Here is a 23,063-nt window from a genome sequence, read left to right on the forward strand (position 1 = left end):
CGGCGCCCTGGCCCGCCTTGGGCGGGTCGGGGCAGCTACGCTGGAACAATCACTGCAGGGAGGTTCCATGAAATCGCTACCGCTACGCGCCGCCCTGGCGGCGCTCATCCTGGGCGCGGCGTCGAACCTGGCGGCAAGGCCGCTGGTGGTGTGCACCGAGGCGAGCCCCGAAGGCTTCGACATCGTGCAATACACCACCGCCGTGACCGCCGACGCCTCGGCCGAGACCATCTTCAATCGCCTGGTGGACTTCAAGCCCGGGACCACCGACATCGAGCCGGCCCTGGCGACGCATTGGGACATCAGCCCCGACGGGCTGACCTACACCTTCCACCTGCGCGAAGGGGTAAAGTTTCACACCACCGACTACTTCAAGCCCACCCGCACGCTCAACGCCGACGACGTGCTGTGGAGCCTGAATCGCCAGTTGCGCACCGATCACCCGTGGCACGCCAAGACCAGCGTTGGCTACCCGTACTTCGAGAGCATGGCCTTCAAGGACCTGCTCAAGTCGGTGGAGAAAACCGACGAGCATACCGTGGTCATCACCCTCACCCGCCCCGAAGCGCCGTTCCTGCGTGACATGGCCATGGCCTTCACCTCGATCTATTCGGCCGAATATGCCGACCAGTTGCTCAAGGCTGGCAACACCGCCGACCTCAACAGCAAGCCAATAGGCACCGGCCCGTTCATCTTCCAGCGCTACAACAAGGACGCCCAGGTTCGCTACAAGGCCAACCCTGACTACTTCCGTGGTAAGCCGCCCAGCGACACGCTGGTCTTCGCCATCGCCACCGACAACAACGTACGCTTGCAAAAGCTACGCGCCAACGAATGCCAGGTGGCGCTGTACCCCAAGCCGGACGATGTGCCGGCGATCAAGGCCGACCCCACGCTGAAAGTCGCTGAGATCGAAGCGCTGGTGACCGGCTACATCGCGATGAACACCCAGCACAAGTACCTGAGCGATGCGCGCGTGCGTCGGGCGATCAACATGGCCTTCGACCGTCAGACCCACGTCGACCAACTGTTCGGCAAAGGCAATGCGTTGGTGGCGGTGAATCCGTATCCACCCACGATGATCGGCTACAACACCCGGAACCAGAGCCCACCCTACGACCTGGCCAAAGCCCGCGCCCTACTCAAGGAGGCAGGCGTCCCTGACGGCGCGGTGCTCACCCTGTTCACCCGCAACGGCGGCGGCCCGACCAACCCCAACCCACGCCTGTCCGCCGAAATGCTCCAAGCCGACCTTGCCAAGATCGGCCTGAGGCTGGACATCCGCGTGATGGAGTGGGCCGAAATGCTGCGTCGGGCGAAAAACGGCGAGGCGGACCTGGTGTCTACAGGCTGGGCCGGCGACAACGGTGACCCGGACAACTTCCTCACCCCCTTGCTCGGCTGCGAGGCGGCCAAGACGGGTGAGAACTATGCCCGCTGGTGCAATCCAAGGTTCCAGGAGCTGATCACCCGTGCCCGCGAAGTGATCGACAACGATGAACGCGCAAGGCTCTATAGCGAGGCCTTGGCGGTGTACGATGAGGACCAGCCCTGGATCAGCATGGCCCACCCCAAGATGTTCACCGCAATGCGCGAGAACGTGGAGGGCTACGTGATCAATCCCCTGACCAACAACAACTTCGCCACCACCAAGGTGAAGTAGAACAACAACGACCGCCGACACCCCATACGGGCACCGGCGGCACCGCCGTACAACGGCTGATGAGGTAACCCCGACAATGTTGAGTTTTATTGCACGGCGCCTGGGCCTGTTGATCCCGACCTTCTTCGGTATCACCTTGCTGACCTTCGCGCTCATACGCCTGATCCCCGGCGATCCGGTGGAAGTGATGATGGGCGAGCGCAGGGTCGATCCCGAAATGCACGCCCAGGCCATGGAGCGCCTGGGCCTGAACAAACCCCTGCCCGTCCAGTACCTGGACTACATCGGCAAGCTCGCCAAGGGCGACCTGGGCGAGTCGTTGCGCACCCGCACCAGTGTCTGGAGCGAGTTCGCCACGCTGTTCCCGGCCACCCTGGAACTGGCCATGGCGGCCCTTTTGTTCGCCGGCATCGTCGGGCTGTTGGCCGGCGTGATTGCCGCACTCAAGCGCGGCTCGCTGTTCGACCATGGGGTGATGGGCATTTCGTTGGCCGGCTACTCGATGCCGATCTTCTGGTGGGGCCTGATCCTGATCATGTTCTTCTCGGTGAGCCTGGGCTGGACGCCAGTGTCCGGGCGTATCGACCTGCTCTACGACATCGAGCCGAAAACCGGCTTCATGCTCATCGACACCCTGCTCAGCGATGAAGACGGTGCGTTCAAGGATGCGCTGATGCACCTGATCCTGCCAGCCATCGTGCTGGGCACCATTCCACTGGCGGTGATCGCCCGTATGACCCGCTCCTCGATGCTCGAAGTGCTGCGCGAAGACTATATCCGCACCGCCCGCGCCAAGGGCCTGTCACCGGCCCGCGTGGTGTTCGTCCACGGCCTGCGCAATGCGCTGATCCCGGTGCTGACGGTGTTCGGCCTGCAAGTCGGCGCGCTGCTCGCCGGTGCGGTACTCACCGAAACCATCTTCTCCTGGCCGGGCATCGGCAAATGGCTGATCGAAGCCATCGGTGCGCGTGACTACCCCGTGGTCCAGAACGGCATCCTGTTGATCGCCTGCCTGGTGATCCTGGTCAACTTCGTCGTGGATATCCTCTACGGCCTGGCCAACCCTCGCATCCGTCATCAGCGCTGAGGCCCACGCCATGACAAGCCCGATTGCAAAATCTGTCACCCCAACCGGCGTGGTCGACCAGAGCCTGCTCTACCCCTCGCCCTACAAAGAGTTCTGGCACGCCTTCTCGCGCAACAAAGGCGCAGTGGCCGGCCTTGCCTTCATGCTGCTGATCGTGTTCTGCGCGCTGTTCGCCCCCTGGGTCGCGCCGCATGACCCTAGCGAGCAGTACCGCGACTTTCTGCTTACCCCACCGGTGTGGCTCGAAGGCGGCACCTGGCAGTTCATCCTCGGCACCGACGAGTTAGGCCGTGACCTGCTATCGCGGCTGATACAAGGCGCACGTCTGTCGCTGCTGATCGGCCTGTCCTCGGTGGTGATGTCGCTGATCCCTGGCATCCTGCTGGGCCTGTTCGCCGGTTTCTTCCCACGCCTGCTGGGCCCGTCGATCATGCGCCTGATGGACGTCATGCTGGCCTTGCCGTCACTGCTGCTGGCCGTGGCGATCGTCGCCATCCTCGGCCCTGGCCTGATCAATACCGTGATAGCCATCGCCATCGTGTCGCTGCCGTCCTACGTGCGCCTGACCCGCGCGGCGGTGATGGGCGAACTCAACCGCGACTACGTCACCGCCGCCCGCCTGGCTGGCGCCGGCCTGCCGCGGCTGATGTTCGTCACCGTGCTACCCAACTGCATGGCGCCGCTGATCGTGCAGGCCACGCTCAGTTTCTCCTCGGCGATCCTGGATGCCGCCGCGCTGGGCTTCCTGGGCCTCGGCGTACAACCGCCGACGCCTGAGTGGGGCACCATGCTGGCCTCGGCCCGTGACTACATCGAACGCGCCTGGTGGGTGGTGAGCCTGCCCGGCCTGACCATATTGCTCAGTGTGCTGGCAATCAACCTGATGGGCGACGGCCTGCGCGACGCGCTGGACCCGAAACTCAAGAACGCCGCCTGAGGAGACCGCCATGTCACTGCTAGAAATCAACAAGCTCGACGTGCGCTTCGGCGACGCCCATGCCGTGCCGGTGGTCGATGGCCTCGACCTGACGGTGGATGCTGGCGAAATCCTCGCCATCGTCGGCGAGTCCGGCTCGGGCAAGTCCGTCACCATGATGGCCCTGATGGGGCTGATCGACGCCCCCGGACGTATCACTGCCGAACGCATGCACTTCGCCGGCACCGACATGCTCAAGCTGAGCGGCCGCCAGCGGCGCAAGGTCGTTGGCAAGGACATCGCGATGGTCTTCCAGGACCCGATGACTGCGCTCAACCCCAGCTACACCGTGGGCTTCCAGATCGAAGAAGTGCTGCGCCAGCACCTGGGCCTCAAAGGCAAGGCCGCGCGCCAGCGCGCCCTGGAGCTGCTCAAGAAGGTCGAAATCCCGGCTGCCGAAAGCCGCCTGGATGCCTACCCGCACCAGCTCTCTGGTGGCATGAGCCAGCGCGTGGCGATTGCCATGGCGATTGCCGGTGAACCCAAGCTGCTGATCGCCGACGAACCCACCACGGCGCTGGATGTGACCATCCAGGCGCAGATCATGGAGCTGCTGGTGAACCTGCAGAAAGAGCGCAACATGGCGCTGATCCTGATCACCCATGACCTGGCAGTGGTCGCCGAAACGGCCAAGCGCGTGTGCGTAATGTACGCCGGCCAAGCCGTGGAGGTAGGTCAGGTGCCGGAGCTGTTCGAGATCCCCGCCCACCCCTACAGCGAAGCGCTGCTTGCGGCCATTCCCGAGCACAGCCTCGGTGCCGAGCGCCTGGCCACCCTGCCCGGCATCGTCCCCGGTCGCTACGACCGCCCGCAGGGTTGCCTGCTGTCGCCACGCTGCCCGTACGTGCAGGACAACTGCCGTCAACAGCGCCCAGCCCTCGCCCCCCAGGCTCATAGCCTCGCGCGGTGCTTCTACCCGCTCAACCAGGAGGTGGCGTGATGAGCGTCGTACTGTCCGCCCGTGACCTGACCCGTCACTATGAAGTGTCCCGTGGCCTGTTCAAGGGCCATGCCCTGGTGCGCGCACTCAACGGCGTATCGTTCGAACTGGAGGCCGGCAAGACCCTGGCCGTGGTCGGCGAATCCGGCTGTGGCAAGTCGACCCTGGCCCGCGCCCTCACGCTGATCGAGGCGCCTTCCTCAGGCTCACTGCAAATCGCCGGCATCGAGGTCAATAGCGCCGACAAGCAAGCACGCAAGCAACTACGCCGTGACGTGCAGATGGTCTTCCAGAGCCCCTACGCTTCGCTCAACCCACGCCAGAAGGTCGGCGACCAGTTGGCCGAGCCGTTGCTGATCAACACCTCGCTGAGCAAGGCCGAGCGCCGTGAAAAGGTGCAGAAGATGATGGAGCAGGTGGGCCTGCGTCCCGAGCACTACCAGCGCTACCCGCACATGTTCTCGGGCGGCCAGCGCCAGCGCATTGCCCTGGCCCGCGCGATGATGCTGCAACCGAAAGTGCTGGTGGCGGATGAACCCACCTCGGCGCTGGACGTGTCGATCCAGGCACAGGTGCTGAACCTGTTCATGGACTTGCAGAAGGCATTCAACACCGCTTACGTGTTCATCTCCCACAACCTGGCCGTGGTCCGTCATGTGGCCGATGACGTGCTGGTCATGTATCTGGGCAGGCCTGCGGAGATGGGGCCTAAAGAGGATATCTACGCCAAGCCCCTGCACCCTTACACCCAAGCGCTGCTGTCAGCGACCCCGGCGATTCACCCGGATCCGCTCAAGCCGAAGATCCGCATTGCCGGTGAACTGCCCAACCCGCTGAATCCACCGGATGGCTGCGCGTTCCACAAGCGCTGCCCGCATGCGACCGAGCGTTGTGCCAAGGAAGTGCCGGTGTTGCGGCAGGTGAGTACGCGGCAGGTGGCTTGTCATTATGCCGAGCAGTTTCTCTAGGTAGTCGCAGCACAACCGATCGCGGCACAAGGCCGCTCTTACAGCGTGCTGTAGGAGCGGCCTTGTGCCGCGATGGGCTGCAACGCAGCCCTGAATGGCCAGCGCTACGTGAAGCTGCCCTTCTCGGTCAATGCATGAAAATTGCAATCAGGATAATCACGGGGATAGGTACTCCAAGCATCCACAGCAAAATCGAGCGCATATCGGTTCTCCCTGCTTAACGTTGAATGGTGCGATGGGTTACGTAGTCGCCTTCAAGCCACTGCACGCGGTCACGCAGACGGCCGCCAAACAGCGCAGCCAGGCTGGCGAAGAATGCGCCGCAAAGCAGTGCAACGAAGGTCCACAACGCGGTCCAGGCGGCCACGCTGGCGGCCTTGTCAGCCGCTTGCTTGGCTTGGACTTTGAGTTGCTGTACCTGTGCCATGACCTGATCCACACGCGCCTCGGCCTCTGGCAAGGTCAAACGAGTACGTTGCGCCACCAACTGCGCCAGGTAGGCACAATCCTCTGCTGGCAGGGCTCCATCATTGGCGACACCTTTGGCAAGGATCCGCGCGGCCACGCCGTTGGCGGCATCCTCGCTGACCGGAGCCGGCCCCTCACTACGGAACAGGCTGTCGACGAAATAGCCCATCGAGTCGTTGTGATTGCCCGCCGCCGCAGCGCCCCCAGCGGCAGCGCTGACCGTGACCACCTGGGATGCCGCGCTGGCGCCAGCGCCGATCAGGTTGCCGGCGGTTCCGAGCACCAGCATTGCCGCAACCAGGGTCGCCACGGCCCAGGACAGGAAGCCGTGGGCAGTATCGCGGAAGTAAACCTCATCGCCATGCAGGTTGGCCCACTTCACCCGCAACCGCCCGGCGATATAACCGCCAAGGCCTGATGCGATGATTTGCGTGAGCAACAACCAGACGATAGTGGAGATGCCCAGTGCCTTGGCGCTGGCCCCTTCGTCAGCCCACGGCGATGTGGCCGCCAAGCCCAAGCCAGCCCCCAGGACCACGAGGATCAGCGACGCGGCAGCAGCGGCAGCGGCACCCGCGAAAATCGCCGCCCAGGACACGCCCGAACGGCTTTGGTTATCGACAACGACAGAGTCGGCAGAGGTGATCATGATGTGTTCGCCTGTATGAGTTGTTAGCGAGATATCCCTTCACGTGCTAACCGTTGCAGTGCCTGTGCCAGTTGTGACGAAAAATGACGTCCTTTGAAATCAATACGTTAACCACGATCGTAGAGACAGGACCGTGCAAAATGCGCGAATCACCGTTTGCCATCAGGTGTTCTGCATTCTTGTCGCCGCCCGGACGCCAAGGCATGATCCAGGCATGACACTTCCTGACAGCAGCGCCCAGACCCCGCTCACCGCCGACACCGTCATGCGCTACCACCTGTGCTGGAAGCATCGCGACCTGGACGGTGTGATGGCGCTGTTTCACCCGGATGTGCAGTACCACGACTTCTTCCAGAACCGCGTACTCGGCTATGCGCAACTGCGCGACTATGTGCGCGCCTGCCTGCCCCATGAAGCCGGCGAGGACATCGTCCATAGCGACCGTATTCGCGTCGACGGCTGCACCGCCTTCATCCAGTACCAGGTAACCGTGCAGGGCGGCGACGGCCTGGCGGCGTTTCAGTCGAGCGAAGCGATCACCGTCAAGGACAGCCTTATCTGGCGGGTCAACGAGTACGCAACGCTGGTGCGCCAAGACACTAAAGGCGCCTCGGGCACTGGACTGCGCCCGGCCACCAGCCGCCTGGGCCTGTCGCCACGGCAGCTGTCGACCATGGCCCAGGACCTAGAGCAATACTTCCACAACCGCCGTCCCTACCTGGACCCGGAGCTGGATCTGCAACAGGTGGCCGACGAAAGCGGCTACAGCCGTAACCAGATCTCCTACCTGCTCAACCAGGTGCTGGGCCAGAGCTTCTATCGCTACGTCAACCAGGCCCGCCTGCAACACCTGATGGCCCGCCTCGACGACGACCGCATCGAGGCGCCCATCGACGCCCTGGCGTTCGATGCCGGGTTCAACTCGCTTTCGGCGTTCTACAAAGCCTTTCGCGAGCACACCGGCGTCACGCCCAAGGCGTATCTCAAGCAGATTTCCCTGCGTGCACGCACGTAAGACAGCCTTCCCCACGCTTCACTAGGATCGCCCACAGACCTTGACGGATGTGGAGCACGACCGATGCAATCCCTGCGCACGATCAGCCTGTGGATGGACCAGCTCGACGAGCCGCTGTGCGCGCGTGCGGCCCTGCGCCAGGACCTGGACCTCGACGTGTGCATCATCGGTGCCGGCTACACGGGCCTGTGGACCGCGTACTACCTCAAGCGCCAGGCCCCTCAACTGAACATCGCGCTGATCGAGGCGAACATTGCAGGCTTCGGCGCCTCCGGGCGCAACGGCGGTTGGCTGATGGGCAACATCCTGGGCGAAGACCGCCTGCTCGCCAGCCTTTCGCCGCAGCAACGCCGGGCCAGTATCGACCTGTTGCAGGGCACCCCCGACGAAGTCCAGCACGTGTTGCAACGCGAAGGCATCGACTGCGACTACCGCAAGGGCGGAGTGCTGTACTGCGCGGCCCGTTACCCCGAACAGGAGCGTAGCCTGCGCGCGTGGCTGGACGATCTCTACCGCCAGGGCATGACCGAACACGACTACCACTGGCTGCGCCCCGAACAGCTCGATGCCCAGTTACGCATCAGCAACCCCTATGGCGCGGTCTTCAGCCCGCACACCGCCACCCTCCAGCCCGCCAAGTTGGTGCGCGGCCTGGCCCGGGCGGTCGAGGCGCTAGGCGTTACGATCTACGAGAACACCCCGGCGCTCGATTGGCAGACAGGTGAAGTACGTACGCCGCTGGCGCGCATCCGCAGCCACTGGATCGTGCCCGCCGTCGAGGGCTACGCCGCCAGCTTGCCGCCGCTGGGGCGCCACCAGTTGCCAGTGCAAAGCCTGCTGGTGGCCACCGAGCCACTGCCAGAGTCCACCTGGGAACAGATTGGCCTGAGCCAGGGCCAGGCGTTCAGCGAGAACAGCCGCCAGGTCACCTATGGCCAACGCAGCGCCGACAACCGCCTGGTGTTCGGCGCACGTGGCGGCTATCGCTTCGGCGGGCGGTTGCGGGAAAACTTCAACCTCGAACATCACGAGATCGAACTGCGCCGCTACCTGTTCGGCGAACTCTTCCCGCAGCTCAAGCATGTGCGTATCACCCACTCCTGGGGCGGCAACCTGGGTATGGCCCGGCGCTTCCGCCCGCACATGCTGTGCGACCGCCAGCGCGGCGTCGCCCTGGCCGGTGGCTACGGCGGTGAAGGCGTAGGCGCCAGCAACCTAGGCGGGCGCACCCTCGCCGCGCTGATCCTTGGCCAACACAACGCCCTCACCGCGCAGCCGTGGGTGCACGACAACCGCCCAGTCGCGAGCCTGGCCAGCTGGCCGCCAGAACCGTGCCGCTGGCTGGGCTACAACGCGATCATCCAGAGCTTCGTCAACGAGGACCGGACCCTCGCCAACCCAGCCAGCGCGCCTTGGCGGCGGCGCTTGGCCACGGGGCTGGCCGACTTCATGGAAGGCTTCATGCACTAACTTCCCGCCCACCACACAGGAAACACCGGTCATGCGCATCACCCAGTTCAAGCACACCGACAGCATCACGCTGGACAGCTCCAACCCTGTCGCCGTCCCCCTTGGCGAGCCGGTCGCCGTCACTTCGGTCACCTGCGTCGAGCGCAGCGACGGGGTCGAGACCGGCATTTGGGAATGCACCCCGGGCCGCTGGCGGCGGCAGATCGTGCAACAGGAGTTCTGCCACTTCATCAAGGGCCGCTGCACCTTCACTCCCGACGGCGGCGAGCCACTGACCATAGAAGCCGGAGACGCACTGATGCTACCGGCCAACAGCACCGGCATCTGGGACATCCAGCAGACCGTGCGCAAGAGTTACGTACTGATTTTCTGATCCGCTGATCGCCTGCCTTCGATAACAACAGACAAAGCAAGGTAACCCCGACATGCGTACCCTCTTTCTCGCACCCCTGATGCTGGCCGCCAGCGTAGCCAGCGCCGCCGACTCGGTGAAGATCTATAACTGGTCCAGCTATGTGGCCCCCGACACCCTGCAGAACTTCCAGAAGGCCACCGGCATCAACCCGACGTACGACGTGTACGACAGCAACGAGACCCTCGACGGCAAGCTGATGACCGGCAATTCCGGCTATGACGTGGTGTTTCCCTCCAACCACTTCATGGCCCGGCAGATCCAGGGCAAGGCCCTGAAGAAGCTGGACAAGTCGCAATTGCCCAACTGGAAGAACCTCAATCCGGTGCTGCTCAAGGCGCTGGAGGTGAACGACCCCGGCAACCAGTATGGCTTCCCGTACCTGTGGGGTAGCACCGGTATCGGCTACAACATCGACAAGGTCAAGGCCGTGTTGGGCGAGGACGCCCCGGTGGATTCCTGGGACCTGATCTTCAAGCCCGAGTACATGAGCAAGCTCAAGAGCTGCGGCGTGGCGGTGCTGGACAACGGCCCCGAGCTGCTGCCGATCGCCCTGCACTATCTCGGCCTGCCACACCACAGCCAGAACCCGGCCGACTACGACAAGGCCAAGGCGCTGCTGATGAAAGTGCGCCCGTACATCAGCTACTTCCACTCATCCAAGTACACCGGCGACCTGGCCAATGGCGATGTGTGTGTCGTGGTGGGTTTCTCGGGTGATGTGCTACAGGCCAAGAACCGCGCCGAGGAGGCGAAGAACGGGGTGAAGGTGGGGTACTCGATCCCGAAGGAAGGCGCGCCGATGTGGTTCGACATGGTCGCCATGCCAGTCGATGCGCCGGACGAAAAGGCCGGTTACGCCTACATGAACTACCTGTTGGACCCTGACGCGATGGCCAACATCAGCAACCACGTGCAGTACGCCAACGGCAACCTGGCGGCGGATGCGAAGGTTGAGCCGGCGCTGAAGGCCAACACGATGATTTATCCGAGCGAGGATGTGATGGGCAAGCTGTATGCCCTGGAAGCAATGCCGGCGAAGATCGACCGCATTCGCACGCGGATCTGGACCAGCATCAAGGCCGGGAATTGAGTTCAGGCATGACACCACCCCTGTAGGAGATCACCCAGCCCTTTGGGCTGCGCTGTCGCGCAGAGAACTGATTTCGCAAGCGCTCCGCGTACCCTGTGGGAGCGGCGGTTCGGCGCCCCGACTTGCCCGCGAAGCAGGCGACTCGGTGGATGGCACCGGCTTTGCCGGTGTTCGCGGGCATGCCCGCTCCCACAGATTCCTTCTAAATCAACAAGTTATGTGTAGTTCTATGAGAACGGCCTTGTGCCGCGATGGGCTGCGAAGAAGCCCCAAGATCTCTGCAAGAGCAGCAAATTTGGGGGCTGCTTTGCAGCCCATCGCGACACAAGGCCGCTCCTATGTACAGGGACCGCGCTGGCTGTCAGTGATGCTCGCGGGTCGCGCGGAACTTGATGTCCGGCCAGCGCTCTTCCATCAAGGACAGGTTGACCCGGGTCGGCGCCAGGTAGGTCAGGTGACCACCACCGTCGATGGCCAGGTTTTCCATGGCCTTGTTCTGGAATTCCTCGAGCTTCTTCTTGTCGTCGCAGCTGATCCAGCGGGCAGACCAGACGGTGATCGGCTCATAGGCGCACTCGACCTTGTACTCTTCCTTCAGGCGGCTGGCGACCACGTCGAACTGCAGCACACCGACCGCACCCAGGATGATGTCGTTGCTGCGCTCAGGGAAGAACACCTGGGTAGCACCCTCTTCGGCCAACTGCTGCAAGCCCTGGCGCAATTGCTTGGATTTGAGTGGGTCTTTCAGGCGCACGCGGCGGAACAGCTCCGGGGCGAAGTGCGGGATACCGGTGAAGCCCAGCGCCTCGCCTTCGGTGAAGGTGTCGCCGATCTGGATGGTGCCGTGGTTGTGCAGGCCGATGATGTCGCCAGCGAAGGCCTCTTCCAGCTGCTCACGCTCGGAAGAGAAGAACGTCAGCGCATCGCCGATGCGCAGGTCCTTGTTCAGGCGCACGTGGCGCATCTTCATGCCCTTCTCGTACTTGCCCGAGCAAATCCGCATGAAGGCGATGCGGTCGCGGTGTTTCGGGTCCATGTTCGCCTGGATCTTGAACACGAAGCCTGTGAACTTCTCCTCGACCGGCTCCACGGTGCGCTCGTGGGCCACGCGGCCCAACGGGCGCGGCGCCCAGTCGACAACCGCGTCGAGTACATGGTCGACACCGAAGTTGCCCAGCGCAGTACCGAAGAACACCGGGGTGAGCTGACCGTTGATGAACTCGTCCTGGTTGAACTCGTGGCAGGCGCCCTGCACCAGTTCCAGTTGCTCGACGAACCCATCGTACTGGTCGCCCAAGTGCGCGCGGGCCTCGTCGGAGTCCAGCTTCTGGATGATCTTGGCTTCGGTGCGCTCGTGGCCGTGACCGGGGGTGTAGACCACGATGTAGTCGCCGGTCAGGTGGTACACGCCCTTGAAGTCGCGGTAGCAGCCAATTGGCCAGGTGATCGGCGCGGCCTTGATCTTGAGGACCGCTTCGATTTCATCGAGCAGTTCGATCGGGTCGCGGATGTCACGGTCGAGTTTGTTGATGAAGCTGACGATCGGCGTATCACGCAGACGACAAACGTCCATCAGGGCAATGGTGCGCGGCTCTACACCCTTACCGCCGTCGAGCACCATCAGCGCCGAGTCCACCGCAGTCAGGGTGCGGTAGGTGTCTTCGGAGAAGTCTTCGTGGCCGGGGGTGTCGAGCAGGTTGATCATGTGCTCGCGGTACGGGAACTGCATCACCGAGGTGGTGATGGAGATACCGCGCTGCTTCTCCATTTCCATCCAGTCGGAGGTGGCGTGGCGGTCGGACTTGCGCGACTTCACGGTACCCGCGACGGAGATCGCCTTGCCCATCAGCAACAGCTTCTCGGTGATGGTGGTCTTACCGGCGTCGGGGTGGGAAATGATTGCGAAAGTGCGGCGCTTCGCGACTTCGGCGGCCTGGTTGGTCATGGGAAATCGCCTGACTGGGGGATTAAAAAGGGGCGATATCATACCTGAGTTTGGGCCTGGACCAAAATCGGCTGAACCAGCGCCTACAGGCCCAGCCCTGCGCAGTGTCCGCGAAAGGGCCGGCACAGCTACGTCTAGACGCAGCAAACAATTGCTTTATCACGACAAAAGGCTACAGGACAGGTATTTCAACGCCTACAGAGCATTAACCCGATGTTTTTTCTCGCCAATTTTATCAGGCACCAGTGATTGACACTGGCCAAATGCCGCCTCAGATGGGAACCTTTACGCCCACGGAGACGTCCACTCCCCTGCAACCCGCTTCGGTTGGGGATTGGTTTCATCAGCATTTTCGGGCCCGACGGGGTTCGGCTCATGGCGTGATCGCGGCGTTCAGCCTGCCTCACGCTGCTACTCGCGCTCACACTACCCGCCGCCAGGAATGGCCGGCCACACGGGGGTGCGGGCGCCGACTACAAGAAGGAGTCCGCCTGTGGCAACACGCTACGGTAAAGGGCTGTTGGGATGGGCCACCGTGCTCGTCATCCTGGCCCTGCTGGTCCACTGGATCGGCATCGACACAATCGCGCGTTATCGCGACGATCTTGGGTTCTACCTGCAAGCGCACCTGGTACTGGTGCTGGCTTCAATGGCGGCGGCGCTGGCCGTGGGCATCCCTGCCGGCATTGCCTTGAGTCGACCGCACCGGGTCGACAAAGCCGAGCGCTTCATGCAGTTCTTCAACGTTGGCAACACCATTCCTCCCCTGGCCGTCCTGGCCATCGCCCTGAGTGTCCTGGGCATCGGCGCGGGCCCGGCGATCTTCGCGCTATTCCTCGCCTCCCTGCTGCCGATCGTGCGCAACACCTATGAGGGCCTGAAAAACGTCCCTGCCTCGCTCAAGGAAGCCGCCACCGGCATCGGCATGACCCCACGCCAGCAACTGTGGCAGGTAGAGCTGCCCAATGCCGTGCCGATCATCGTCGGCGGTGTGCGAGTGGCCCTGGCGCTGAATGTGGGCACCGCGCCCCTGGCGTTCCTGATCGGCGCCAACAGCCTGGGCAGCCTGATTTTCCCCGGCATCGCCCTTAACAACCAACCACAGTTGCTGCTGGGGGCCGCCTGTACGGCATTGCTCGCCCTGGCACTGGATGCGTTGGTGAGTTTCTCCAGCAAGCGCTGGCTGGAACGTGGCCTGGCCCAATAAAGAAGAGGCACCCATGAAAAAGACAATCGCCTTGCTGCTGGGCGCGGCCCTGCTGTGCGCAGGGTTTGCCCAAGCCGCAGAAAAACCCCTGATCCGCATCGGCGCACGGGTGTTCACCGAACAGACCGTGTTGGCCGAAATCACCGCCCAATACCTGCGCGCCAACGGCTTCGAGGTGCAGGTGACCAGCGGCCTTGGCAGCAACATCGCGCGCCAAGCCCAGGAAACCGGTCAGCTCGACCTGATGTGGGAGTACACCGGGGTGTCGCTGGTCTCGTACAACCACGTCGATGAACGCATGCCCAGCGCCGAGGCCACCTACGCCAAGGTCAAGGCACTGGATGCGAAGAAGGGCCTGGTCTGGCTGACCCCATCGAAGTTCAGCAATACCTATGCCCTGGGTCTGCCCCGCCAGGTCGCCGAGGCTTATCCACAGGTCAACACCATCAGCGACCTCAATCAGGTGCTGCGTGACGAACGTTCGCGCAATCACCTGCTCGCACTGGATACCGAGTTTGCCAATCGCCCCGATGGCCTGGTCGGCCTCAAGGCGATGTACGACCTGCAAGTCGGCCGCCCGAACATCCGCCAGATGGATGCCGGCTTGGTCTACACCGCAATGCGCAACAATCAGGTGTTCGCAGGGCTGGTCTACACCACCGACGGGCGCCTGAACGCGTTCAACCTCAAGCTGCTCGAAGACGACAAACACTACTTCCCCGACTACACCGCAGCGCCGGTGGTACGCAAGCCTGTGCTCGACGCCAACCCGCAACTGGCGGGCCTGCTCAAGCCGCTGGCCGAACAGCTCGATGACCAGACCATGCGCACGCTCAACGCCAAGGTCGATGTCGAGCACCAGAACCCGACCGCCGTGGCGGCCGCCTTTCTGCGCGAGCACCCTCTGACCCGCGAGGTACAGCCATGAACATGCTCGACACCTTCGCCCACCTCGACTGGGCTCAGGTCCTGCAACTGACCGGGCAGCACGTGGCCCTGGTGGGTATCGCGGTGGGCCTGGCGATCATCGTCGGCGTGCCGCTGGGCATCCTGATGACCCGCTTCCCCGCCGTGGCTGGCCCCTTGCAAGCCAGCGCCACGGTGCTGCTGACGATCCCGTCGATCGCCCTGTTCGGCCTGCTGCTACCGTTCTACAGCAAGTTCGGCCAAGGCCTTGGGCCGTTGCCGGCGATCACCGCGGTGTTCCTTTATTCACTGTTGCCGATCCTGCGCAACACCTACCTGGCCTTGACCAGCGTCGAACCCGGCATTCGCGAAGCCGCCCGAGGCATCGGCATGACCTTCGGCCAGCGCCTGCGCATGGTCGAGCTACCCATCGCGGTGCCGGTGATCCTCGCCGGCGTGCGTACTGCGGTGGTGATGAACATCGGCGTGATGACCATCGCCGCGACCATCGGCGCCGGCGGGCTTGGCGTACTCATCCTCACCTCCATCAGCCGTAGCGACATGTCGATGCTGCTGGTCGGCGCTGTGCTGGTCAGCCTACTGGCGATCATCGCCGACCTCATCCTGCAAACCCTGCAACGTGCCCTGACTCCACAAGGACTGCGCCCATGATCGAACTGAAGAACCTCAGCAAGACCTTCAACGTCAACGGCAAGGACGTCAAAGCCGTCGACTCGGTAAGTCTCACCGTCAACGAAGGCGAGATCTGCGTGTTCCTCGGCCCCTCCGGCTGCGGCAAGAGCACCACGCTGAAGATGATCAATCGCCTGATCGCCCCCACCAGCGGCCAGGTGTTCATCAACGGCGAGGACACCAACGCGCTGGACGAGGTCACCCTGCGCCGCCACATCGGCTACGTGATCCAGCAGATCGGCCTGTTCCCCAACATGACCATCGAGGAGAACATCACCGTGGTCCCGCGCCTGCTGGGTTGGGACAAGCAGAAATGCCGCGAGCGGGCTCGCGAGCTGATGCACATGATCAAGCTCGAACCCAAGCAGTACCTGCAACGCTACCCACGCGAGCTGTCCGGTGGGCAGCAGCAGCGCATCGGCGTGATCCGTGCGCTGGCGGCCGAAGCGCCGGTACTGCTGATGGACGAGCCGTTCGGTGCGGTGGACCCGATCAACCGCGAGCTGATCCAGCACGAATTCTTCGAGATGCAGCGGGCACTGAACAAGACCGTGATCATGGTCAGCCACGACATCGACGAGGCCATCAAGCTGGGTGACAAGATCGCCATCTTCCGTGCCGGCAAGCTGCTTCAGCTGGATCATCCAGACACCTTGCTGGCCCATCCGGTGGATGATTTCGTCAGCAACTTCGTCGGCCAGGACAGCACCTTGAAACGCCTGCTGCTGGTACGCGCCGAAGATGCTGCGGACAACGCCCCGTCGGTCAGCCCCGAGACGCCGGTCAGCGATGCACTGGAACTGCTGGATGAACATGACCGCCGCTACGTGGTGGTGACCGATGCGCAGAACAAGGCACTGGGGTATGTGCGCCGGCGCGACATGCACCGCCAGCAAGGTAGTTGCGCGGACTTCCTGCGCAACTTCAATGCCACCGCTGCGCATGACGAGCACCTGCGCATCCTGCTGTCGCGGATGTACGAGTTCAACCGCGCGTGGTTGCCGGTGCTCGATGCTGAGCAAGTGTTCCTCGGCGAAGTGACCCAGGAGTCGATTGCCGCCTATCTGAGTTCAGGGCGCTCGCGCGGAGCCAAGAGCTCCATCGTGTCGCCCGCCGAGGCACTGGCCTCCTGATTGGGGCCTGTCCGGGAGCAGGGACGCTCCTGGCGGGGCCAACCGCTGGCGATGCAGCTGGAAATCGACGATTCCACCCGTCGGTAACAAAAAATTTATGCACGCTTCATTGCACGTCAGTACCAGAAAAACGTGGCCATAAATATGAACACTTGCGCCCTGTAGCGAGGCACGCACGCCCCCATGCTGTGCCACCTGATGCCTATGGGAGCGGGCTTGCCCGCACAGGCGCCAATGCGCTCTATTCCACAATATTTAACGCTTGCAACATGCCTGGGAACATCTGCCGGTCACACGAGTCGGTTATTCAGAATGCTGGTGGCCGATCCGCGACGAACGCGCCCGGATTACCTGTTGATCTTGCTGTCTTCACGCCCTAAAGTGCGCGCCGAACGTCCATGCTGGAAACGATCCATCCGGCTCAAGTACTGACGACGAGACAGCAAGGTCACCCGCCGCCGCTTCACAGGCACGGTTGACCTTTTTGCTTTCGGCGACATGCCTTGGGAAGTAGGCGAACCAAAGTGGGGATACGGAGGGCGTTCAGTTTGCAGCCACTTATCTTTTCAGTTTGCCCATGGAGCCCTTGAGCATGTCGATCCAGGTCGAAGACTATTTCGCGCGTGACACCTTCCAGAAAATGAAGGCGTTCGCCGACAAGCAGGAAACCCCGTTCGTACTCATCGACACCCAGATGATCAGCCAGGCGTATGACGACCTGCGCGCAGGGTTCGAATTCGCCAAGGTCTACTACGCGGTCAAGGCCAACCCGGCAGTCGAGATCATCGACCTGCTGAAGGACAAGGGTTCGAGCTTCGACATCGCCTCGATCTACGAGCTGGACAAGGTGATGGGCCGTGGTGTCAGCGCCGACCGCATCAGCTACGGCAACACCATCAAGAAGTCCAAGGACATCCGTTACTTCTACGAGAAAGGTGTGCGCCTGTACGCCACCGACTCCGAAGCCGACCTGCGCAACATTGCCAAGGCTGCGCCGGGCTCGAAAGTCTATGTACGTATCCTCACCGAAGGCTCCACCACTGCAGACTGGCCCCTGTCGCGTAAATTCGGCTGCCAGACCGACATGGCCATGGACCTGCTGATCCTCGCCCGAGACCTAGGCCTGGTGCCGTACGGCATTTCCTTCCACGTAGGTTCGCAACAACGCGACATCAGCGTGTGGGACGCCGCCATCGCCAAGGTGAAGGTGATCTTCGAGCGCCTCAAGGAAGAAGACGGCATCGAGCTGAAGCTGATCAACATGGGTGGCGGCTTCCCGGCCAACTACATCACCCGCACCAACAGCCTGGAAACCTACGCTGAAGAGATCATTCGCTTCCTGAAGGAAGACTTCGGCGACGACCTGCCGGAAATCATCCTGGAGCCCGGCCGTTCGCTGATCGCCAACGCCGGTATCCTGGTCAGCGAAGTGGTGCTGGTGGCACGTAAGTCGCGCACCGCCGTCGAGCGCTGGATCTACACCGACGTGGGCAAGTTCTCCGGCCTGATCGAAACCATGGACGAGTCCATCAAGTTCCCGATCTGGACCGAGAAGAAAGGCGAAGCCGAAGAAGTGGTCATCGCCGGCCCAACCTGCGACAGCGCCGACATCATGTACGAGCACTACAAGTATGGCCTGCCGCTGAACCTGGCCATCGGCGACCGCCTGTACTGGCTGTCCACCGGCGCCTACACCACCAGCTACAGCGCAGTGGAGTTCAACGGCTTCCCGCCGCTGAAGGCTTACTACCTGTAACGCAAGACGGGGCCGAAAGGCCCCGTTTTCATATGTGCCATCCTGCACTTGCCGACGAAGGACCCCAAAGCCCCCCCTTCATGTCTCGGGGGCTTCATCCTCGTCGCTATCGATCAGTTCCAGGGTGAAGGTTGTCGCCCCCGCAAAATGCGGCTCAAGCAGACGCAGAATGCCAGCCTCACGCTCGGCGATACTGATGGGTACTTCACGGGTCGGATTGATGGCGAACCACTGCCAGTCACGGTCCACCTTGCGCCGGCCGCTCACTGCGACCCAACGCGAATCGAGGGATTGCAACTTGACGTAGTGTTGGTTGGGGAAGTCCGGCCCGACCTCTCCCTTGCTGAAAATGCGCAGGGCCGGACCTGGGGTTGGCAGCAACTCCCTCGAAGCGGTAAGCCCGGCATGCTCGCCCCCAGTGACCTGCTGGCCATCGGCAGTGCGAAACTCAAATGCGATTTCGCCCCCAATTGCCGGGTGCTTCAACATCCCGATGTAGAACAGTTCTGGCTCTACCGCCTGGCGCATGACCTCCAGATAGCCCTTGCGGTTGAAACAGACCGGCCATACTGCACCACCCAGCTCACAGGTCAGACGGCCGCGCAGCCATTTCAGATAAATCGTGTCGCTCATGGTCCAGCTCCCGGTAACGGCCCACATGGCCGACCGCCACGCTAACCAAGACACCGAGGCGGTATAACTGGGAAACACTCCGTCGGCGCGGGACAGGTCATTCCCCGCGCCGTTCGATCTCCTCGGCGTAGCGCGCCGCGAAGCTCATCAACGTCGGCCCCGCGCCTTGCAGCGTCGCCAGTGCACTGCGCAGAAAGTTGAGGTTGCCGTCCTCCCGCGCCCTATCGAACCAGGGCGCAGCCTCGGCGATTTCCCCCCGTTCCACCAGCACCAACGCCAGACTGAACATACCGCGAAAGTCCCCACCCTCGGCCGAGCGCCGATACCAGCGCACGGCCCGCGCTGGACTCGCGGTGGTGGCAATACCCTGCTCCAGGTAGCGTCCATACAAGTTCATCGACTTGGCATGGCCCAGTTGCGCAGCCTGCTCGTAGCACACCAAGGCCTGCGCCTGGTTGACCGGTACGCCACGCCCGGTAGCCAGCAGGTTACCCAGGTTGTAAAGGCCCCAGTCCAGGCCCGTATCCGCAGCGATTGCGTAGTGAATCGCCGCCTGTTGCAGATCGACGTCACCGCCCCAGCCATGCTCAAGGCAACGCCCCAGCATGTTATGGGCCATGGCGCTGCCGGCCGTCGCGGCAATGCTGAACCAGCGCCGGGCAACCTGCTCGTCCTGCTGGATGCCGCGCCCATCGAGCAGGATCTGCCCAAGCAACAACTGCGCCTCGACCACCCCCTGGCCTGCCGCCGCCAAGATCGCCTGGGCAGCCTGGCCGGGGCTGTGCTCGAGCATGGCCTTGAGGCCAGCGATATCCAAGGTCTCTTCACGCCGCAGCGGGTAGGACATACCTCAAACCTCCGCCCAGCGGCGCAACAGGTTGTGATAGGTGCCGGTCAGTTGCAGCAGCGACGGATGATCCGGTACATCGACGCTGAGCTGGCGGATGGCGTTGTCCATCCCGAACAGCAGCGTACGTTGGCCATCGTCGCGCACCAGGCTTTGGGTCCAGAAGAACGCCGCATAACGCGTACCACGGGTCACCGGATTGACTTTGTGTACGCTGGTCCCTGGGTACAGCACCAGGTCGCCGGCAGCCAGCTTGACCTGTTGCACGCCGTAGGTGTCCTGGATCACCAGCTCGCCGCCGTCGTAGCTCTCAGGGTCGCTGAGGAACAGGGTCGAGGACAGGTCGGTGCGCACCCGATCCGGGCTGCCCTTGGGCTGGCGCAGGGCGTTGTCGATGTGGAAATCGAAATGACCACCCTCGCGGTAGCAGTTGACCAGCGGCGCAAATACCTTGTGCGGCAACGCCGCCGACATGAACAACGGGTTGCGCCACAGCCGATCGATCAGCGCACTGCCGATCTCCTTGGCCAGGGCATGCGCCTCGGGCAATTGCAGATTGTGCTTGGCCTTGATCGACTGATAACCGGCGGTTGCCTTGCCATCGGCCCAGTCGGCCTGCTCCAGGGCCTGGCGGATTCGCTGGATTTCGTCAGCGTCGAACAGCCCGGGAATGTGAAGCAGCATGACGATGGCACCTGGCTCGGCAAAGGGGTGGCAATGATATTGATTCCCTTTTACGTACCACAAGCCCCCTTCGTCACGAAGAGACGCATGAGCCCACGAAAACCGTAAGGGAAATTTGTAAAGAATGTAAATTCCTCACGAATGGTAACGCTTCTCAATTGTTCCTTACATTCGCTTACATTACCATCCGCCGCCTTCGAACCTTGGGGAAGGTCTACAACCATGCGTCACGTGCCACACGCTGTCAGCTCACCACGCCGGCTCGCCTCTGCCATCGGCATGGCAATCACCGCCACTTCCGCGTATGCCGCCGATCCGGTCGCCCCGGCGACCATCACCCTCGACGCCACCAGCGTCAGTGGCCAGGCCGAACAGGCGAGCACCGACTACAAGGTCGAGCAAGCCGCGTCGCACAAATACACCGCGCCACTGGTAGACACGCCACGCTCGGTCACCGTGATCCCACAGCAAGTGATCAAGGACACCAATGCCCTGACCCTGCAGGACGCCCTGCGCACGGTGCCCGGCATCACCATGGGCGCCGGAGAAGGTGGCAACCCGCAAGGCGACCGTCCGTTCATTCGCGGCTTCGACGCGCAGAGCGACACCATGATCGACGGTGTGCGTGACACCGGCGCACAGACCCGCGAAATCTTCGCGGTGGAATCGGTCGAGGTCAGCAAAGGGCCGAACTCGGCCATGGGTGGTCGCGGCTCGGCCGGCGGCAGCATCAACCTGGTGAGCAAGAAAGCCCACCTGGGAGACTCGCTGGACGCTGGCTACACCTGGGGTTCGGACCAGACCCAACGCTACACGTTCGATGGCAACTATCAATTCAGCGACAGCGCCGCCGGGCGTCTGAACCTGATGAGCCATGAAAGCAACGTCGCCGGCCGCGACAAGGTCAACTACGACCGCTGGGGGATCGCCCCGTCGCTGGCTTTCGGCCTGGGCACGCCAACGCGTGTGAACCTTGATTTTTACCACGTAGAAAGCGACGACCTGCCCGACTCGGGCATCCCGTATGGCTACTCGGTGGGCCGAACCCATACCGCTGCCAGCCCCGACAAGCCCACCGATGGCGGCGACAGCAGCAACTTCTACGGCCTGACCAGCCGGGACTTTCGCAAGACCCGCACGGACATCGGCACCTTCAGCATCGAACACGACCTGAGCGACAGCCTGACCGTCAAGAACACCCTGCGCCATGGCAACAGCATGCAGGACTACGTGCTGACCCAACCCGACGACAGCGCCGGCAACGTGATCAACAACGGCGTGTGGCGCCGCGCCAACAGCCGTGTCGGCAACACCGCCACCACCACCAACCAGACCGACCTGTTCGGCGAGTTCTACCTGGGCGGTTTCAAGAACAACTTCTCGACCGGCATCGAGCTGAGCCACGAGGACGCCACCCGCCAGAGCTACCTGGTCAGCCCGAACAGCAGGATCACCACCTGTACCGGCCCAAGCAACGGCGGCAGCTGTACCTCGTTGGACGACCCGAACCCGGACGACGCCTGGACCGGCACCATCAGCCGCAATTACGCGGGCACCGACACCAGCAGTACCACCCGCGCGCTCTATGCTTTCGACACCCTAGAACTCGATCCGCAATGGCTGCTCAACCTGGGGCTGCGCTACGACCATTTCACCACCAAGTTCCGCACCTACAATGCCAGCGGCGTGACCACCGTCACCAGCGGCTTCCAGAACAAGGGCGAGGACGTCAGCGAGTTCGTCACCGGCCAGGTTGGCCTGGTGTGGAAACCGCGTGACAACGGCAGCATCTACGTCTCGTATGCCACCTCGGCCACCCCGACCGGCTCGATGCTGGGCGAAGGCACCGATGGCAACCCGGTGACCACCGGAGCCGTCAAGAACGACATGCAGCCGGAAGAAACCACCAACTACGAAATCGGCACCAAATGGGACCTGTTCAACCAGCGCTTGTCGCTGAGCGCGGCGATCTTCCGCACTGAAAAGGAAAACACCCGTGTCCTGACCAACCTCAATACCTATGAGAACGCGGGCCAGACGCGTGTAGACGGTGTCGAGCTGTCAGCCTCGGGCAAGCTCACCGCCAAGTGGCAGGTATTCGCTGGCTACAGCTACCTGGACAGCGAACAGATCGATGGCGGCAAGGTGAACATCGGCACTGCCTTGGCACCGATCTTCGTCGAAGCACTGACCAACGGCAACGAGCTGGGCAACACGCCGAAGAACAGCTTCAGCCTGTGGAACACCTACGCGGTCACCGACAAGCTGACCCTCGGCGGGGGCGCATTCTTCGTCGACAAAGTCTGGGGCAGCGTCGCCAACTCGACGTATGTGCCGTCCTACTGGCGTTACGACGCCATGGCCAGCTACAAGCTGACCAAGCACATCGACTTGCAGTTGAACGTGCAGAACCTGACCGACAAGACCTACTACGACAAGGCGTTCGCGACCCACTTCGCCAACCAGGCGGCAGGTCGCACCGCGTTACTGAGCACCCGCTTGCACTTCTGATTCAGCG

The 23,063-nt window shown here is 62.8% G+C and carries 20 protein-coding genes; 15 read left to right on the forward strand and 5 right to left on the reverse strand.

Annotated features, from left to right (window positions below; translation table 11 throughout):
- Window positions 1-67: 67 nt before the first annotated feature.
- The 5 genes from ACNFIC_RS06570 to ACNFIC_RS06590 all read left to right on the forward strand — a co-directional run bounded on the left by ACNFIC_RS06570 (window position 68) and on the right by ACNFIC_RS06590 (window position 5,634).
- Window positions 68-1,663 carry an ABC transporter substrate-binding protein gene (locus ACNFIC_RS06570; RefSeq protein WP_138218870.1) on the forward strand — a complete coding sequence of 532 codons (1,596 nt, stop codon included), beginning with the start codon at window positions 68-70 and terminating at the stop codon, window positions 1,661-1,663.
- A 76-nt stretch (window positions 1,664-1,739) separates the two neighbouring features.
- Window positions 1,740-2,750: an ABC transporter permease subunit gene (locus ACNFIC_RS06575; protein ID WP_138218871.1), complete on the forward strand. Its 1,011-nt coding sequence runs from the start codon at window positions 1,740-1,742 to the stop codon at window positions 2,748-2,750.
- Window positions 2,751-2,760: 10 nt separating this feature from the next.
- Window positions 2,761-3,687 (forward strand): ABC transporter permease subunit, encoded by a 927-nt coding sequence (locus ACNFIC_RS06580; protein ID WP_138218872.1) that lies wholly within the window; start codon window positions 2,761-2,763, stop codon window positions 3,685-3,687.
- Between the two features lie 10 nt (window positions 3,688-3,697).
- Window positions 3,698-4,666 carry an ABC transporter ATP-binding protein gene (locus ACNFIC_RS06585; RefSeq protein WP_138218873.1) on the forward strand — a complete coding sequence of 323 codons (969 nt, stop codon included), beginning with the start codon at window positions 3,698-3,700 and terminating at the stop codon, window positions 4,664-4,666.
- A complete protein-coding gene (locus ACNFIC_RS06590; RefSeq protein WP_416780431.1) occupies window positions 4,666-5,634 on the forward strand; it encodes a peptide ABC transporter ATP-binding protein in 969 nt (322 codons plus the stop codon). Before ACNFIC_RS06585 ends, ACNFIC_RS06590 begins: the two co-directional genes overlap by 1 nt.
- Window positions 5,635-5,851: 217 nt before the next feature.
- Here the strand turns inward: ACNFIC_RS06590 and ACNFIC_RS06595 are convergent, their stop codons facing one another.
- Window positions 5,852-6,751, reverse strand: coding sequence for a hypothetical protein (locus tag ACNFIC_RS06595; protein WP_416780433.1), 900 nt, complete (start codon window positions 6,749-6,751; stop codon window positions 5,852-5,854).
- A gap of 214 nt (window positions 6,752-6,965) precedes the next feature.
- Between ACNFIC_RS06595 and ACNFIC_RS06600 the strand changes: the two genes are divergently transcribed.
- The 4 genes from ACNFIC_RS06600 to ACNFIC_RS06615 all read left to right on the forward strand — a co-directional run bounded on the left by ACNFIC_RS06600 (window position 6,966) and on the right by ACNFIC_RS06615 (window position 10,741).
- Window positions 6,966-7,766 carry a helix-turn-helix domain-containing protein gene (locus tag ACNFIC_RS06600; protein ID WP_416780435.1) on the forward strand — a complete coding sequence of 267 codons (801 nt, stop codon included), beginning with the start codon at window positions 6,966-6,968 and terminating at the stop codon, window positions 7,764-7,766.
- 63 nt (window positions 7,767-7,829) lie between these two features.
- On the forward strand, window positions 7,830-9,236 hold the full coding sequence (locus ACNFIC_RS06605; RefSeq protein ID WP_138218877.1) for an NAD(P)/FAD-dependent oxidoreductase: 1,407 nt from the start codon (window positions 7,830-7,832) through the stop codon (window positions 9,234-9,236).
- Window positions 9,237-9,267: 31 nt separating this feature from the next.
- Window positions 9,268-9,609: a cupin domain-containing protein gene (locus ACNFIC_RS06610; protein WP_416780436.1), complete on the forward strand. Its 342-nt coding sequence runs from the start codon at window positions 9,268-9,270 to the stop codon at window positions 9,607-9,609.
- Between the two features lie 52 nt (window positions 9,610-9,661).
- Window positions 9,662-10,741 carry a polyamine ABC transporter substrate-binding protein gene (locus ACNFIC_RS06615; protein WP_138218879.1) on the forward strand — a complete coding sequence of 360 codons (1,080 nt, stop codon included), beginning with the start codon at window positions 9,662-9,664 and terminating at the stop codon, window positions 10,739-10,741.
- Window positions 10,742-11,102: 361 nt separating this feature from the next.
- Here the strand turns inward: ACNFIC_RS06615 and ACNFIC_RS06620 are convergent, their stop codons facing one another.
- Window positions 11,103-12,686, reverse strand: coding sequence for a peptide chain release factor 3 (locus ACNFIC_RS06620; protein WP_138218880.1), 1,584 nt, complete (start codon window positions 12,684-12,686; stop codon window positions 11,103-11,105).
- A gap of 493 nt (window positions 12,687-13,179) precedes the next feature.
- On the opposite strand from ACNFIC_RS06620, the gene ACNFIC_RS06625 reads away from it, so the two are divergent.
- From ACNFIC_RS06625 to ACNFIC_RS06645, 5 genes are all read left to right on the forward strand, one after another.
- Complete coding sequence (locus ACNFIC_RS06625; protein WP_416780438.1) at window positions 13,180-13,893, forward strand: ABC transporter permease; 714 nt, start codon at window positions 13,180-13,182, stop codon at window positions 13,891-13,893.
- Window positions 13,894-13,906: 13 nt separating this feature from the next.
- Window positions 13,907-14,821, forward strand: coding sequence for a glycine betaine ABC transporter substrate-binding protein (locus tag ACNFIC_RS06630; protein ID WP_416780441.1), 915 nt, complete (start codon window positions 13,907-13,909; stop codon window positions 14,819-14,821).
- Window positions 14,818-15,471 (forward strand): ABC transporter permease, encoded by a 654-nt coding sequence (locus ACNFIC_RS06635; RefSeq protein ID WP_138218883.1) that lies wholly within the window; start codon window positions 14,818-14,820, stop codon window positions 15,469-15,471. The genes ACNFIC_RS06630 and ACNFIC_RS06635 overlap by 4 nt, the downstream gene beginning before the upstream one ends.
- Window positions 15,468-16,625 (forward strand): betaine/proline/choline family ABC transporter ATP-binding protein, encoded by a 1,158-nt coding sequence (locus ACNFIC_RS06640; protein WP_138218884.1) that lies wholly within the window; start codon window positions 15,468-15,470, stop codon window positions 16,623-16,625. Before ACNFIC_RS06635 ends, ACNFIC_RS06640 begins: the two co-directional genes overlap by 4 nt.
- 592 nt (window positions 16,626-17,217) lie before the next feature.
- A complete protein-coding gene (locus ACNFIC_RS06645; RefSeq protein WP_138218885.1) occupies window positions 17,218-18,381 on the forward strand; it encodes a type III PLP-dependent enzyme in 1,164 nt (387 codons plus the stop codon).
- A gap of 78 nt (window positions 18,382-18,459) precedes the next feature.
- Here ACNFIC_RS06645 and ACNFIC_RS06650 read toward each other — a convergent pair whose 3' ends face one another.
- The 3 genes from ACNFIC_RS06650 to ACNFIC_RS06660 all read right to left on the reverse strand — a co-directional run bounded on the left by ACNFIC_RS06650 (window position 18,460) and on the right by ACNFIC_RS06660 (window position 20,545).
- Window positions 18,460-19,014, reverse strand: coding sequence for a hypothetical protein (locus tag ACNFIC_RS06650; protein WP_416780444.1), 555 nt, complete (start codon window positions 19,012-19,014; stop codon window positions 18,460-18,462).
- 97 nt (window positions 19,015-19,111) lie between these two features.
- Window positions 19,112-19,861: a tetratricopeptide repeat protein gene (locus tag ACNFIC_RS06655; protein ID WP_138218887.1), complete on the reverse strand. Its 750-nt coding sequence runs from the start codon at window positions 19,859-19,861 to the stop codon at window positions 19,112-19,114.
- 3 nt (window positions 19,862-19,864) lie between these two features.
- On the reverse strand, window positions 19,865-20,545 hold the full coding sequence (locus tag ACNFIC_RS06660) for a Fe2+-dependent dioxygenase (RefSeq protein ID WP_416780446.1): 681 nt from the start codon (window positions 20,543-20,545) through the stop codon (window positions 19,865-19,867).
- 222 nt (window positions 20,546-20,767) lie between these two features.
- Between ACNFIC_RS06660 and ACNFIC_RS06665 the strand changes: the two genes are divergently transcribed.
- Window positions 20,768-23,056 carry a TonB-dependent receptor gene (locus ACNFIC_RS06665; RefSeq protein WP_138218889.1) on the forward strand — a complete coding sequence of 763 codons (2,289 nt, stop codon included), beginning with the start codon at window positions 20,768-20,770 and terminating at the stop codon, window positions 23,054-23,056.
- The last annotated feature ends 7 nt before the right edge of the window (window positions 23,057-23,063 follow it).

The organism is Pseudomonas sp. NY15463, assembly GCF_048068415.1.
Classification (GTDB): Bacteria; Pseudomonadota; Gammaproteobacteria; order Pseudomonadales; family Pseudomonadaceae; genus Aquipseudomonas; species Aquipseudomonas mosselii_C.

What these genes read in the sequence shown, in the direction of transcription:
- ACNFIC_RS06570 (WP_138218870.1), top strand. Translation starts at nt 68, where the DNA reads ATGAAATCGCTACCGCTACGCGCCGCCCTGGCGGCGCTCATCCTGGGC.
- ACNFIC_RS06575 (WP_138218871.1), top strand. Translation starts at nt 1,740, where the DNA reads ATGTTGAGTTTTATTGCACGGCGCCTGGGCCTGTTGATCCCGACCTTC.
- ACNFIC_RS06580 (WP_138218872.1), top strand. Translation starts at nt 2,761, where the DNA reads ATGACAAGCCCGATTGCAAAATCTGTCACCCCAACCGGCGTGGTCGAC.
- ACNFIC_RS06585 (WP_138218873.1), top strand. Translation starts at nt 3,698, where the DNA reads ATGTCACTGCTAGAAATCAACAAGCTCGACGTGCGCTTCGGCGACGCC.
- ACNFIC_RS06590 (WP_416780431.1), top strand. Translation starts at nt 4,666, where the DNA reads ATGAGCGTCGTACTGTCCGCCCGTGACCTGACCCGTCACTATGAAGTG.
- ACNFIC_RS06595 (WP_416780433.1), bottom strand. Translation starts at nt 6,751, where the DNA reads ATGATCACCTCTGCCGACTCTGTCGTTGTCGATAACCAAAGCCGTTCG.
- ACNFIC_RS06600 (WP_416780435.1), top strand. Translation starts at nt 6,966, where the DNA reads ATGACACTTCCTGACAGCAGCGCCCAGACCCCGCTCACCGCCGACACC.
- ACNFIC_RS06605 (WP_138218877.1), top strand. Translation starts at nt 7,830, where the DNA reads ATGCAATCCCTGCGCACGATCAGCCTGTGGATGGACCAGCTCGACGAG.
- ACNFIC_RS06610 (WP_416780436.1), top strand. Translation starts at nt 9,268, where the DNA reads ATGCGCATCACCCAGTTCAAGCACACCGACAGCATCACGCTGGACAGC.
- ACNFIC_RS06615 (WP_138218879.1), top strand. Translation starts at nt 9,662, where the DNA reads ATGCGTACCCTCTTTCTCGCACCCCTGATGCTGGCCGCCAGCGTAGCC.
- ACNFIC_RS06620 (WP_138218880.1), bottom strand. Translation starts at nt 12,686, where the DNA reads ATGACCAACCAGGCCGCCGAAGTCGCGAAGCGCCGCACTTTCGCAATC.
- ACNFIC_RS06630 (WP_416780441.1), top strand. Translation starts at nt 13,907, where the DNA reads ATGAAAAAGACAATCGCCTTGCTGCTGGGCGCGGCCCTGCTGTGCGCA.
- ACNFIC_RS06635 (WP_138218883.1), top strand. Translation starts at nt 14,818, where the DNA reads ATGAACATGCTCGACACCTTCGCCCACCTCGACTGGGCTCAGGTCCTG.
- ACNFIC_RS06640 (WP_138218884.1), top strand. Translation starts at nt 15,468, where the DNA reads ATGATCGAACTGAAGAACCTCAGCAAGACCTTCAACGTCAACGGCAAG.
- ACNFIC_RS06645 (WP_138218885.1), top strand. Translation starts at nt 17,218, where the DNA reads ATGTCGATCCAGGTCGAAGACTATTTCGCGCGTGACACCTTCCAGAAA.
- ACNFIC_RS06650 (WP_416780444.1), bottom strand. Translation starts at nt 19,014, where the DNA reads ATGAGCGACACGATTTATCTGAAATGGCTGCGCGGCCGTCTGACCTGT.
- ACNFIC_RS06655 (WP_138218887.1), bottom strand. Translation starts at nt 19,861, where the DNA reads ATGTCCTACCCGCTGCGGCGTGAAGAGACCTTGGATATCGCTGGCCTC.
- ACNFIC_RS06660 (WP_416780446.1), bottom strand. Translation starts at nt 20,545, where the DNA reads ATGCTGCTTCACATTCCCGGGCTGTTCGACGCTGACGAAATCCAGCGA.
- ACNFIC_RS06665 (WP_138218889.1), top strand. Translation starts at nt 20,768, where the DNA reads ATGCGTCACGTGCCACACGCTGTCAGCTCACCACGCCGGCTCGCCTCT.